The organism is Peribacillus suis, from assembly GCF_059384845.1.
The window spans coordinates 4,042,423-4,055,138 of the sequence record NZ_CM182019.1 but is presented as its reverse complement, the minus strand read 5'-3'; the positions used below and the strand labels follow the sequence as shown (position 1 = coordinate 4,055,138).

Sequence of the window (12,716 nt, the reverse complement as noted above, 5' to 3'; positions counted from 1 at the left end):
ATGCTTTAATGTGCTATACTATTATATAAATAAAACATGTTTGCACATTGAGGGGGAACGAAAAATGGAAAGAAGTTTGTCGATGGAGCTTGTCCGTGTAACGGAAGCGGCTGCTCTTGCATCTGCGCGTTGGATGGGTAGAGGAAAGAAAGAAGAAGCAGATGATGCGGCAACAACGGCGATGAGGGATGTTTTTAATAGCATACCCATGCAAGGTACGGTCGTTATCGGTGAAGGGGAAATGGACGAAGCACCCATGCTTTATATCGGTGAGAAACTTGGTACAGGCCTTGGACCACTAGTGGATGTTGCAGTCGATCCTTTAGAAGGAACGAATATCGTTGCCTCAGGCGGTTGGAACGCACTAGCAGTTTTGGCTGTTGCCGATCAAGGGAACTTGCTGCATGCTCCTGATATGTATATGGATAAAATTGCCGTCGGCCCTGAAGCGGTAGGCCTGATCGATATCAATGCATCCGTATTAGATAACCTTAAGGCAGTTGCCAAAGCGAAAAATAAGGATATTCAAGACGTGGTAGCTACGGTCTTGAACCGTAAACGCCATTCTAAAATCATCGAAGAACTTCGCGATGCGGGTGCCCGTATCAAGTTGATCAACGATGGAGATGTAGCCGGTGCCATTAATACGGCTTTCGATCATACAGGTGTTGATATTCTATTCGGATCTGGTGGAGCTCCTGAGGGAGTCATTTCAGCTGTAGCATTAAAATGTCTTGGAGGAGAAATCCAAGGTAAGCTTCTTCCTCAAAATGAAGAAGAAGTGAAACGCTGTGGGAAAATGGGACTTGATCTTGGTAAAGTCTTGAGAATGGAAGACCTTGTCCGTGGTGATGACGCGATTTTTGCTGCGACTGGCGTTACGGATGGTGAACTTCTTCGTGGCGTACAATTTAAGGCTCATCATGGCGAGACACAATCCGTGGTCATGCGTGCCAAATCAGGAACGGTCCGTTTCATCGATGGACGCCATATTCTGAAAATGAAGCCAAACGGCTTGATTAGATAAGACCATTTACTCTTGAATAGTTATGAGGGAAAGCGCGCGTGTTTCATGCACGCTTTCTCTTTTAAAAAATTAAGTTGAATAATTTAATTAAAAAAAGTAAAATAAAGCTTGTTCTACTAATTGATTTAATTCTGCCCTTTCACTCCAAACTTCAAGAAGCCTTCAAATAATTTTCTTCTTTACATGTAAAATGTATCATCCTTTCTACGAAAACTCTGGTCAGGTACATGGATTGTGGATTCTCTTCCATTTAACAAACCAATCCTTTTTCAGTATGGGTGAAAACGTTTAATTAATAAAAGTGTGGTGTCATGATGAATTTAACGATTTCCAATTTAGAAAACATGAAATTAAAAGATCTCTATGAGCATGCACGGGAATATAAAGTTTCTTATTACAGCAAGCTGTCGAAAAAAGAACTTATATTTGCGATCCTAAAAGCTCAAGCCGAACAAGATGGCCTTCTATTCATGGAAGGTGTTTTAGAGATTATCCCTTCAGAGGGATTTGGTTTCCTGCGTCCGATTAATTACTCTCCAAGCTCGGAGGATATCTATATTTCAGCTTCCCAAATCCGCAGGTTTGATTTGCGTAATGGTGATAAGGTATCCGGAAAGGTTAGGCCGCCGAAAGAAAACGAACGCTATTATGGATTATTACATGTAGAAGCCGTTAATGGCGACAATCCTGAGTCTGCTAAGGAACGTGTCCATTTCCCTGGGTTGACTCCGTTGTATCCAAATAGACAGATTACATTAGAAACAACGACGAAGAATTTATCAACAAGAATTATGGATGTCCTTGCTCCTGTCGGGTTTGGCCAACGTGGGTTAATCGTGGCTCCCCCTAAGGCGGGTAAAACGATGTTGATTAAAGAAATGGCCAATGCCATAACAACGAATCATCCCGAGGCGGAATTAATTGTCTTACTCATTGACGAACGCCCCGAAGAAGTAACGGATATTGAACGTTCAGTGGCTGGTGACGTCGTTAGTTCGACATTCGATGAAGTGCCGGAGAACCATATCAAAGTGGCTGAACTGGTATTGGAACGGGCAATGCGCCTAGTTGAACATAAACGCGATGTCATCATTCTAATGGATAGCATTACTCGTTTGGCACGTGCTTATAACCTAGTGATTCCCCCAAGCGGTAGAACGTTATCGGGTGGGATTGATCCCGCTGCATTCCATCGGCCAAAACGCTTCTTTGGAGCAGCCAGGAACATCGAAGAAGGCGGTAGCTTAACGATTCTTGCTACAGCATTGGTAGATACTGGATCACGTATGGATGATGTTATTTATGAAGAATTTAAAGGTACGGGGAATATGGAGCTTCACTTAGACCGCTCCCTTGCTGAAAGACGCATTTTCCCTGCGATTGACATTCGCCGTTCAGGTACCCGTAAAGAAGAATTATTAATTCCGAAAGACCGTTTGGATAAGCTTTGGGCCATTCGTAAAACGATGTCCGATTCCCCAGATTTTGCAGAGAAATTCCTTCGCCGTCTAAAACAGACAAAAAGCAATGAGGAATTTTTCAGTAAGTTGGACGAAGAGATGCTTGAAATGAAAAAAGGATCATCGAGTTTAAAGCGCTCTTAAACAGGTTGAAAACAAAATGTTGCACAACGAGTTTTAAATTGCTATAATGAGGTCATGTGTTTTTACAATAAATGTGAGGATGCATTTTCCTCATCTTGAAGTATATAACTCTGTTTCGAATGATTCAGGGCAGAAGGAGCTGAAAAGAATGAAAACTGGAATTCATCCAAATTATAAACTATCAAAAGTAATTTGCTCTTGCGGGAATACTTTTGAAACTGGTTCAGTTAAAGAAGAAATCAAAGTTGAGACTTGTTCAGAATGCCATCCATTCTACACTGGTCGTCAAAAATTCGCTGAAGCTGGCGGACGTGTTGATCGCTTCAACAAAAAATACGGTATTAAATAAGCCGGACTTTCAAAAAACAGGCAAGTATTCTTCTTGCCTGTTTTTTTCTTTTCTGAAAATTAATGAGATTTTATATAAAACCGGGTCCAAAAAAATTATGGCCAAGGGATCGACAGGTGGAAGGAGTAGCTGTTTCCATGTATGTAATGAAACAAACAGGCTGGATCGAGGTTATTTGCGGAAGCATGTTTTCAGGTAAATCTGAGGAATTGATAAAACGGGTCAGCCGTGCTCAATTTGCAAAAGAGAGTATAGCGGTTTTTAAACCAGCTATAGATAACCGCTATGCGGAAGAGGCTGTCGTATCACACAACGGTTCCTCAGTGATGGCAAAGCCGATTGCCCATTCAACAGATATATTTAAGTATCTGGATCAGCCCTTGGATATTATTGCGATAGATGAAGTTCAATTCTTTGATCCTGAAATTATCGGGATTGCCCAGCATCTTGCGGACAGCGGTTATCGAGTGATTATGGCTGGACTGGACCAAGATTTCAGAGGTGAACCATTCGGCCCCATGCCTACTTTATTATCACTTGCTGAATCCGTTACGAAGCTGCAAGCTGTATGTGAAGTATGTGGGTCACCTGCGAGTAGGACTCAGCGTTTGATTGATGGTTCGCCTGCTTCCTATGATGAACCCATCATTCTTGTTGGTGCATCGGAGTCATATGAGCCCCGTTGCCGTCATCATCACGAAGTTCCAGGTAAACAAGCGGTGGAAGTAAAAGAACAAATATGAATGTAAAACGATGTCCTAGGATTCCGATCCTAGGGCATTTTTTATTAGGTAAAGGGAACATATAGAAGAAAGGTCATCCCAATACATGGAAGAGAATTAAAGAAACTTTTACCTTCATTTTGGGAATGCTGAAGAGGAAGCACTCTAATAAGACATAACCTAATGGAGGTAAAAACATGAAAATCACTTTGCCTTTTTTGGCGGCTGTTTTTCTTAGTATATTGACAGCTTGCGGTCAAAATGACAATGCAATTGATAATGATTCAGAATACGGAGATCAAACTAGAAATGGTCAAGAATTTGTTGGTAATCATATGAAAAATGTCACTCCTGATTGGGACAATGAAACGGAACGCCCGTCTGATCAGCTGCTGAATACGCCTCATCATACAAGCAATAATTCACCCTCGATGGGACAAGAAATAGATAAAATCCGGGCGGTCATTAAATCGGAAACCGATTATGATACAGGGATGGTGTGGCATAATGGCAATACGATTCATGTGACCGTCCTTGCCAAAGGCAAAATAAAGACGGATCAGGAAAGAGAAAAGGAAAAGAGACGGATCGAGGATCTTATCTTACGAGCCGTTCCCCAATATAATATAGATGTGAAAGTAAAGAAATAACCACATATTTGAATCAGCTTTGACGTTGATTATTCACCTATACTATAATTAACCTTAGAAGTGAACTCGAATGGGGCACTGAATTAATTATATGTAGAAATAAAAAGATCCTTTCAACATCATGCCAAGTTGGTGTTGGATAACTTAAGAGGTGAATAACTTGTTTGATCGACTGCAAGCAGTAGAAGATAGATATGAGAGATTGAATGAACTATTGAGTGACCCTGAAATCATCAATGATACGAATAAGCTAAGGGAATATTCGAAGGAACAAGCTAGTATTCAGGAAACGGCTTCCACTTATAAGGAATACAAAGAGGTCCGGGATCAACACAAGGAAGCTAAAGCAATGCTTGAGGATAAATTGGATGCGGATATGCGCGATATGGTTAAGGAAGAAATCAGTGAACTCGAATCCACGATACAACGACTCGAGGAAAAGCTGAAGATCTTGCTGATTCCGAAAGATCCTAATGATGACAAAAACGTTATCATGGAAATACGTGGAGCGGCAGGCGGAGATGAAGCGGCGCTATTTGCAGGAAGTCTTTACCGCATGTACAGCCGTTTTGCTGAAGTGCAAGGTTGGAAGACTGAGGTCATTGAAGCGAGTCCTACCGGGCTTGGCGGTTATAAGGAAATCATTTTCATGATCAATGGGAATGGTGCTTATTCCAAGTTGAAGTTTGAAAATGGAGCCCATCGTGTTCAACGTGTCCCTGAAACGGAGTCGGGTGGACGAATTCATACATCAACGGCAACGGTCGCCGTTTTACCAGAAGCGGAAGAAGTGGAAATACAAATCCATGATAAGGATGTACGTGTAGATACTTTTGCATCCAGCGGACCTGGAGGGCAAAGTGTTAACACGACCATGTCGGCCGTGCGTTTAACACATATACCAACGAATACGGTAGTGTCTTGTCAGGACGAAAAATCACAAATCAAAAATAAAGACAAAGCGATGAAAGTATTACGGGCTCGTGTATATGACAAAATCAATCGCGAAGTACAGGCAGAATATGACCAGAACCGGAAGCTTGCGGTTGGTACAGGGGATCGTTCAGAACGAATCCGCACGTATAACTTCCCGCAAAACCGTGTTACCGACCATCGGATTGGCTTAACGATTCAAAAGCTGGATCAAATCATGGAAGGAAAGCTGGATGATGTCGTGGATGCCTTGATCATGGAAGATCAATCATCAAGGCTGGAAAATGCAGATGAATAATCCGGTTGTGAAAGTATATGAAGCCCTGAAGTGGGCTTCTTCTTTTTTAATGGAGAATGGTCGCGATGCCAATGCGGGAGAGATTTTGCTGCAACATTATTTAAAACAGACGAGATCGCAACTTTTGGCCAATCTGCACACAGAACTCAGTCCAGAACAGCTTGAACAATTCAAGTCGGGAGTGGCGCAACACGTAAAAGGAGAACCGGTCCAGTATATAATCGGAAGCGAGGAGTTTTATGGCCGTACCTTCCTTGTGAATGAAGAAGTATTGATTCCCAGACCGGAAACGGAAGAATTGATATACTATACGCTTCGAAAACTTCCCGGCATTTTTAAAGGGGCCCAGAAGCTGAATATGGCGGATATCGGGACGGGTAGTGGAGCAATTGCCATAACGATGAAACTGGAGGAACCAAGACTGCACGTGACGGCTACGGATATCGCAGCACCTTCACTTGAGGTGGCGCGAAGGAATGCTGGATTACTGGATGCGGATGTGCAATTTATCCAAGGTGATTTACTTCAGCCCTTCATCCAGCAAAATAAGAAGGTGGACATCCTTTTATCGAATCCTCCATATATCCCGGATGAAGATGAAAAGACGATGTCTACGGTCGTAACGGATCATGAGCCCCATCGTGCTTTATTTGCAGGTGTCGATGGACTCGATTTTTACCGCCGGTTTATGGAACAATTGCCGCAAGTCATGCAAGTGCCTGGTTTCATCGGTTTTGAAGTGGGGGCAGGACAAGGGAAAGCTGTGGCTGGATTACTGAAAGAAACGTTTGTGCACGCGGATGTTTCCGTTGAACATGATATTAATGGGAAAGATCGGATGGTCTTTGCTATATTGAGTTGATTCGTCTCCGTTGGGGACGGATTTTTTCCTTTTGGAAAATCGTGAACCTTAAATCATATTTACTAGTTTAAGATAGCCGGGTATTGGCGAGACTAGTTTGTATGAGGGGGGCGAGAGTAATGAAAACTAAACATTTAGCCATTATTTATCTATTAATCTTAACAATAGGAACGATTATAAGTATATACATGCCGAAAGCGGAAGCGGTCGGAACCGAGGCGACCATGGTCATACCGGATGAGGCGATTCGTCTTAGGATTTTGGCTAACAGCGATAAGGAAGCGGACCAATCCGTTAAACGCCTGATCCGTGACGAAGTGAATGCCGATATTACCGAGTGGTTAAAAGATCTTACCTCATTAGATGAAGCGAGAAAAGTAATTCAATCCCATTTGGGTGATATTGAGGCCACGGCCAGGGAAGTGGTAAAGGAGAATGGTTTGGAGCAGTCCGTTTCCGTGGATTTTGGACAAGCAGAGTTTCCCACAAAGCTTTATGGCCAGTATTTATACCCTGCAGGTGAGTACGAAGCGGTGATCATTACGCTTGGTGAAGGGGAAGGGGCTAACTGGTGGTGTGTGTTGTTTCCTCCATTATGCTTCCTTGATTTTTCAAACGGTACGGCAGTAAGCCAAAGTCCTATTGTAGAGGATGAAGAAAAGGAAACGGTGACGGTGGAAAAGGCAAAAGTGTCCGCGGCTGTAAAGGACACGAAAGCAAAAGCGAAGGATAAGATAGTAGAAGGGGTGAAGGAGGAGGCTAGAGAAGAGGATGAAGAAGTAGAGAATGCCGAATATACGGCCTCTGCCGATAAGGGACAACAAGTGTACGACGGAGAAGATGAACCCGAAGTTGAAGTGAAGTCACTTTTTGCGGAAATTTTCCATGAGATTTTTTGAAATGGGGGCAACTGTCCCTAATTTTCAGGTTTAGAAAGGGAAAACCGAACATATCCACAGGCATATTAACAAAATATCGAAAAAGTCAGTCTTTAATGACCAATATCCACAATATTATCCACAGTTTACTTGTAGTTACCCACAATTTGTGGATAACACTTGAATATTGTGTATACTTCTTTTATACTTTCAAAGTATCTTTTAAGCAAAAACCATCTAAAACGGCTGAAAAACCGTTCATATATAAGCAATTATCAAAAATAAGATAAGTAAAAAAGTGAAGGTGTTAATAATGGAAACGAAAGTCTGGTTAGTGGATAAAGATGTGGATAATTTACAAAGTTATCCCCAGATCATACAATCGGCCGAATTATTAGAGGCCAATCAGGTGGTAGCCTTTCCTACTGAAACCGTTTACGGCTTGGGAGCTAATGCAAAAAGTGATGAAGCGGTAAAAAAAGTGTTCGAAGCAAAGGGGCGACCAAGTGACAATCCATTGATTGTCCACATCGCTTCTGAGAAGCAATTAAACGAGATAGTTGAAGAGGTCCCAGAACAAGCAAGGAAACTGATGGATGAGTTTTGGCCGGGGCCATTGACTCTCATTATGAAACGAAAACCTGGAAAGTTGTCGAACATAGTGACAGCTGGCTTGGAGTCCGTTGCAATCAGGATGCCGAATCATCCGATTGCCTTGGCCCTTATTAAGGCGAGTGGCTTGCCGATAGCGGCACCGAGTGCAAATACTTCGGGGAAACCGAGCCCGACTACCGCTAAGCATGTCGAAGATGATTTGGTAGGTCGAATTGCAGGTATCGTTGACGGCGGGGCAACAGGGGTAGGCGTTGAGTCCACAGTGCTTGATTGTACCGTAGAAACCCCGGTTATATTAAGACCCGGTGGGATTACACTCGAACAAATCGAAGCGGTCATCGGTACGGTAAGGCATGATGTCGCTTTGAAAAGTAAAGATGCGGCCCCAAAAGCACCGGGAATGAAATATACACATTATGCACCGAAAGCGCCACTTTTTTTAGTGAAGGGCAATCAAGCTTTTCTTCAAAGACTTGTGGATGAAAAAAGAAAAGATGGGTTGAAAGTTGGCGTCATATGTTCTAATGAGCATCAACCTGAATATAAAGCGGATTATGTCATAGCGCCTGGATCATTGGCAGACTTGCATACGGTTGCAGCCGGGTTGTACGATACGTTAAGACAATTTGATGCCCTTGATACGGATATCATCTTTAGCGAAATGTTCCCGGAGTCCGGAATTGGCGTTGCCATCATGAACAGGCTCGTTAAAGCTGCCGGTCACCAAACTATCGAGGGATAGGTAATCACAGCTAAAACACAGGATTTTTCCTTCTATTTCTTTTCGGACATGCATAACATGTAGTAGGCACGTCCGAGGGGGGTTGGAATGAATACGGTTTCTGGGGAAATCATCACCTTATTGATCATGGCTTTTGCGTTAGGCATGGACGCCTTTTCTGTGGGATTAGGAATGGGCATGTTCAAGCTAAGGCTGAGGCAGATTTTCTTCATCGGGCTGACAGTCGGTTTTTTTCATGTATGGATGCCGTTGCTTGGAATGGGGGCGGGGCGTTTTATCTCTGATAAATTCGGAACTTTTGCTACATATGCGGGCGGCCTCTTGTTGATTTTTCTTGGCATCCAGATGTTCCTACCCGGGAAGGTGAATGAATCAGGGAGCAGAGATCAAAAACTACTTGCCCCGGTGGGAAAAGGGTTGCTCATATTTGCGCTTGGGGTGAGCCTGGATAGTTTTTCAGTGGGTTTGACTCTCGGAATCTATGGGGCGAAAACGCTCGTGACCATTTTATGCTTTGGCCTTGCCGCCACTCTTTTAACGTGGGCGGGACTTCTGCTTGGGAGAAAGATGCAGGGACTCTTGGGAGTATACAGTGAGATCCTTGGTGGAAGTATTCTATGTGCATTCGGCTTAAAGCTATTATTCTCTTTTTAGACATATTCATATCCTATCTTTTCATCATCAAACTGTTCCGAATGCCGGAGCGGTTTTTATTTTTATCAGGACTAGGTAAAAAGGTTTATAAAATCGCCTTATTTTATTCAAAATATCGATGTTTTTTATGTTATTTTAATTAAGAGTAGGCTTTTAGACGGACTATTCAAATTGGATCTATGCCTTATAATGAATAAAAAAGGAGGCGTTACATATGATCCGAGTATTGTTTGTATGCACCGGTAACACGTGCAGGAGCCCCATGGCAGAAGCAATTTTAAAAAGTAAAAACATATCGGGCATCGAAGTGAGGTCCGCAGGCGTATATGCTACACCTGGTCAGGACGCATCAGAATATGCCAAAAGAGTATTGGGCGAAAATGATATGTGGAATCACCATCGCTCCACACTATTATCCCAGCAGGATTTAGACTGGGCCACACATATTTTTACGATGACGGAAGGACATAAATCGGTCATTCTGAATACATTCCCAACCATAGATCACAAAACTTTCACTTTAAAAGAATTCATTCAGGACGATAAATATGATAAAGACATACTAGATCCGTTTGGCGGTTCGGAAAACCTGTATCGGGAAACGTTCAAGGAGCTTCATGGTTTAATTGTAGAATTGGTTAAAAGGCTCAAAGAGTAAGTCTACAGGGGGAAAGAGAATGGCAGAAAGAGCACATTATAAGTTTGGTTTACGAAAGAAATTGGTTGTCTTCATTACAGTCCTTGCTTTAATCACGTATTCAACCTCGGCATTTTTCATTTTCGTTGTACACCCAATGTTTTTTGAAAATATCAGTTCGATAAGTTTTAGCATTGCTACGTTGTTACTAGGCATAATGTGGTCGGGCCTTCTCGCCTTTTTTGCAGCCGGTGTCATTACTAAACCACTACAAAGGTTAGAAAAAGTTGCTCTAAGTGCAGCACAAGGAAGCATTAACGAAGAAGTGGTCCTATCGAAGGCGGATGATGAGATCCGTTCACTCGGCATGGCATTTAACTTGATGCTGTTTAACCTCCGGGAAATGGTACAGAGCATTGAAGAGAACTTTCAAGAGACCAATAATAAAGTCATTCATATCTCCCAAGAGTCTTCGAGAGCTTCGGACCAGGCTGAGAACATCGCAAGGACCATTGAGGAAATATCCAAAGGTGCCGACAACTCGGCAGTCTCCATCATGAATACGGCTGAATCCATCGATGATGTCATCATGATTGCGCAGCAGGTTCAAAGCAAGGCGAAGGCATCGGTTGGACTATCCAGTGAAATGGCGGAAGAACTGTTTCAGAGTAAGGAAGTCGTCAATTCCTTGGTTTCCGGTATTAAACAATTGGCTCAAGAAAACCAAGAGTCACTCAAAACGGTGAAGCGCTTGGAGGAAAATGCGAAAAAGGTAGAAAAAATCATTGAACTCGTTGGTGATATCGCAGCTCAGACCAACCTTTTGGCCTTGAATGCCTCGATTGAAGCAGCCCGAGCCGGAGAACACGGTAAAGGATTTGCCGTTGTAGCGGAGGAAGTCCGTCTCTTGGCGGATGAGAGCGCGAAAGCTGTTCAGGGCATTTCAAGTCTTATCCAGAACATTCAAGTTGAAGTTCAGGCGGTCGTCAAACAAATCAGTGAGCAGGTGGTATCGGCGAATAAAGAAGCGCAAAAAGGGACCGATACAGACATAGCGATCGAAGGCATGACAAAAACGGTACATAACGTTGTCGTAGCGGTCAAGGATATTACCGAGCTTGTTGATCGTCAGATGGAAAGTGTGGAGGAAACATCCAGGCAGTCACAGGAAGTCGCTGCCATTGCTGAAGAGACATCCGCTGGTGCAGAAGAAGTCACGGCTACAACCCATGAACAGGCTTCCGTTATGGAAAATGTAGATAAGTTGGCCATGGAACTTAAGGATCAAGCCGACAAACTTAAGCAGACCATCACCCGTTTTCATACGTAAAACCGCTTCCTTGCAGGAAATCAGTCGCTGATTTCCTGCTTTTGTATAGAGGGAATCTGCTTCCCTTTATCTTTTCATAACTTTGTGACACAATAAAAATAAATGAGAACATCTAGGAGGACTTTATTATGAAAGTTGCAATTGCTTCAGACCATGGAGGAATTCAAATCCGTGAAGAAATAAAGAACTTGATGAATGAGTTGAATATTCCATATGAGGATTTCGGCTGTGAATGCAGTACATCCGTGGATTATCCCGACTTTGCCCTGCCGGTTGCTGAAAAAGTGGCGAAAGGCGAATTTGATCGAGGCATCCTAATCTGTGGTACAGGCATCGGAATGAGCATTGCTGCCAATAAAGTCAAAGGGGTACGTTGTGCGCTGGTTCATGATGTGTATAGTGCAAAATTGACCCGTCAGCATAATGACAGTAACGTGTTGGCGATGGGGGAACGTGTCATTGGGCCTGGTCTTGCAAGGGAGATAGCCCAAACATGGTTGACTTATGAATTTGAGGGCGGTCGTCACCAAAATCGGATTGGCAAGATTGCGGAGTATGAGGACAAAAATAACTAAGTCATTCAACATCCGTAATGCTAACGCGAGGTATCCACAATGAAAGGATGCGTTTTTCATGACAAGTGATGCTTTATTATCAGAAGAGCTTGAGATATGGAAAAACCAGTTTCAAAAACTGTTACAGGAGTTCCAGGAAACCGCCGCTTTAGGGAAGCGGCAGCTACTTGTAATTGGTTGCTCTACAAGTGAAGTGGCCGGGAAACGAATTGGTACCGAAGGATCGATTGATGTGGCGGGCATGCTTTTTTCTGTAGTGAAGGAATTTCAAGAAGAAACCGGAGTGCAGGTTGCCTATCAGTGTTGTGAACACTTGAATAGGGCGCTCGTCCTCCCAAGGGAGTCGGCGGATTCACGAGGCTATGAAGAAGTTGCGGTTGTACCCGTGCGCACAGCTGGAGGGTCAATGGCCACCCACGCTTATCAGCAATGGGATGATGCTGTAGTTGTCGAGCACATCAAGGCGGATGCAGGGATTGATATTGGCGATACGTTTATCGGCATGCATTTGAAACATGTAGCTGTTCCAGTTAGAACGTCCATTAAGGAAATAGGCCATGCCCATGTGACAATGGCTAGAACCCGTCCTAAACTAATTGGTGGGGAACGGGCCGTTTATCAAGCTGCTTCTGTAAATAAGAGTTGTACATGATAATTAAAAAGGCAAACAGCATTCCTTTAATGAGGGGATGCTGTTTTCAAATAACAGAGGAACAATCTTAAATAATCGCAAATTGATTGTATGGAAAATGTTTTTTGCTGTTTAAATCTAAGGATACTAAGGGTTTTTTCGGGAAAACTCTATAAAATACGAACAATATTTTAATATCATAGAAGGAA

General features: G+C 43.0%; 14 protein-coding genes. All 14 read left to right on the top strand.

Annotation, left to right across the window (positions count from 1 at the left end; all coding sequences use genetic code 11):
• Window positions 1-64 precede the first annotated feature (64 nt).
• Window positions 65-1,027: a class II fructose-bisphosphatase gene (gene glpX / locus AC503W_RS19850; protein ID WP_402870284.1), complete on the top strand. Its 963-nt coding sequence runs from the start codon at window positions 65-67 to the stop codon at window positions 1,025-1,027.
• A 314-nt stretch (window positions 1,028-1,341) separates the two neighbouring features.
• Window positions 1,342-2,631: a transcription termination factor Rho gene (gene rho, locus AC503W_RS19845; RefSeq protein ID WP_402870287.1), complete on the top strand. Its 1,290-nt coding sequence runs from the start codon at window positions 1,342-1,344 to the stop codon at window positions 2,629-2,631.
• A gap of 148 nt (window positions 2,632-2,779) precedes the next feature.
• A complete protein-coding gene (gene rpmE / locus AC503W_RS19840) occupies window positions 2,780-2,980 on the top strand; it encodes a 50S ribosomal protein L31 (protein ID WP_034315847.1) in 201 nt (66 codons plus the stop codon).
• 137 nt (window positions 2,981-3,117) lie between these two features.
• Window positions 3,118-3,723: a thymidine kinase gene (locus AC503W_RS19835; protein ID WP_494915538.1), complete on the top strand. Its 606-nt coding sequence runs from the start codon at window positions 3,118-3,120 to the stop codon at window positions 3,721-3,723.
• Window positions 3,724-3,899: 176 nt separating this feature from the next.
• A complete protein-coding gene (locus AC503W_RS19830) occupies window positions 3,900-4,352 on the top strand; it encodes a hypothetical protein (RefSeq protein ID WP_494915536.1) in 453 nt (150 codons plus the stop codon).
• A gap of 160 nt (window positions 4,353-4,512) precedes the next feature.
• The gene (gene prfA, locus AC503W_RS19825; protein WP_402870294.1) at window positions 4,513-5,583 is read left to right on the top strand and encodes a peptide chain release factor 1; all 1,071 of its coding nucleotides are present in this window, start codon (window positions 4,513-4,515) and stop codon (window positions 5,581-5,583) included.
• A complete protein-coding gene (prmC, locus tag AC503W_RS19820) occupies window positions 5,576-6,445 on the top strand; it encodes a peptide chain release factor N(5)-glutamine methyltransferase (protein WP_402870297.1) in 870 nt (289 codons plus the stop codon). Before prfA ends, prmC begins: the two co-directional genes overlap by 8 nt.
• A gap of 119 nt (window positions 6,446-6,564) precedes the next feature.
• On the top strand, window positions 6,565-7,344 hold the full coding sequence (spoIIR, locus tag AC503W_RS19815) for a stage II sporulation protein R (protein WP_494915534.1): 780 nt from the start codon (window positions 6,565-6,567) through the stop codon (window positions 7,342-7,344).
• Window positions 7,345-7,636: 292 nt separating this feature from the next.
• Entirely contained in the window at window positions 7,637-8,680 is a 1,044-nt protein-coding gene (locus tag AC503W_RS19810; RefSeq protein ID WP_494915532.1) for an L-threonylcarbamoyladenylate synthase, read from the top strand.
• Between the two features lie 87 nt (window positions 8,681-8,767).
• Window positions 8,768-9,334 carry a manganese efflux pump MntP gene (locus AC503W_RS19805; protein ID WP_402870307.1) on the top strand — a complete coding sequence of 189 codons (567 nt, stop codon included), beginning with the start codon at window positions 8,768-8,770 and terminating at the stop codon, window positions 9,332-9,334.
• 214 nt (window positions 9,335-9,548) lie between these two features.
• Entirely contained in the window at window positions 9,549-9,992 is a 444-nt protein-coding gene (locus tag AC503W_RS19800) for a low molecular weight protein arginine phosphatase (protein ID WP_494915530.1), read from the top strand.
• 19 nt (window positions 9,993-10,011) lie between these two features.
• Complete coding sequence (locus tag AC503W_RS19795; protein WP_494915528.1) at window positions 10,012-11,301, top strand: methyl-accepting chemotaxis protein; 1,290 nt, start codon at window positions 10,012-10,014, stop codon at window positions 11,299-11,301.
• 128 nt (window positions 11,302-11,429) lie between these two features.
• Window positions 11,430-11,876: a ribose 5-phosphate isomerase B gene (rpiB, locus tag AC503W_RS19790; RefSeq protein WP_494915526.1), complete on the top strand. Its 447-nt coding sequence runs from the start codon at window positions 11,430-11,432 to the stop codon at window positions 11,874-11,876.
• Between the two features lie 58 nt (window positions 11,877-11,934).
• Window positions 11,935-12,528: a TIGR01440 family protein gene (locus tag AC503W_RS19785; protein WP_494915524.1), complete on the top strand. Its 594-nt coding sequence runs from the start codon at window positions 11,935-11,937 to the stop codon at window positions 12,526-12,528.
• Window positions 12,529-12,716 lie beyond the last annotated feature (188 nt).

Bases quoted from the DNA above. Each gene is read 5' to 3' on its own strand.
- glpX (WP_402870284.1), top strand. From the start codon at position 65: ATGGAAAGAAGTTTGTCGATGGAGCTTGTCCGTGTAACGGAAGCGGCT.
- rho (WP_402870287.1), top strand. From the start codon at position 1,342: ATGAATTTAACGATTTCCAATTTAGAAAACATGAAATTAAAAGATCTC.
- rpmE (WP_034315847.1), top strand. From the start codon at position 2,780: ATGAAAACTGGAATTCATCCAAATTATAAACTATCAAAAGTAATTTGC.
- AC503W_RS19835 (WP_494915538.1), top strand. From the start codon at position 3,118: ATGTATGTAATGAAACAAACAGGCTGGATCGAGGTTATTTGCGGAAGC.
- AC503W_RS19830 (WP_494915536.1), top strand. From the start codon at position 3,900: ATGAAAATCACTTTGCCTTTTTTGGCGGCTGTTTTTCTTAGTATATTG.
- prmC (WP_402870297.1), top strand. From the start codon at position 5,576: ATGAATAATCCGGTTGTGAAAGTATATGAAGCCCTGAAGTGGGCTTCT.
- spoIIR (WP_494915534.1), top strand. From the start codon at position 6,565: ATGAAAACTAAACATTTAGCCATTATTTATCTATTAATCTTAACAATA.
- AC503W_RS19810 (WP_494915532.1), top strand. From the start codon at position 7,637: ATGGAAACGAAAGTCTGGTTAGTGGATAAAGATGTGGATAATTTACAA.
- AC503W_RS19805 (WP_402870307.1), top strand. From the start codon at position 8,768: ATGAATACGGTTTCTGGGGAAATCATCACCTTATTGATCATGGCTTTT.
- AC503W_RS19800 (WP_494915530.1), top strand. From the start codon at position 9,549: ATGATCCGAGTATTGTTTGTATGCACCGGTAACACGTGCAGGAGCCCC.
- AC503W_RS19795 (WP_494915528.1), top strand. From the start codon at position 10,012: ATGGCAGAAAGAGCACATTATAAGTTTGGTTTACGAAAGAAATTGGTT.
- rpiB (WP_494915526.1), top strand. From the start codon at position 11,430: ATGAAAGTTGCAATTGCTTCAGACCATGGAGGAATTCAAATCCGTGAA.
- AC503W_RS19785 (WP_494915524.1), top strand. From the start codon at position 11,935: ATGACAAGTGATGCTTTATTATCAGAAGAGCTTGAGATATGGAAAAAC.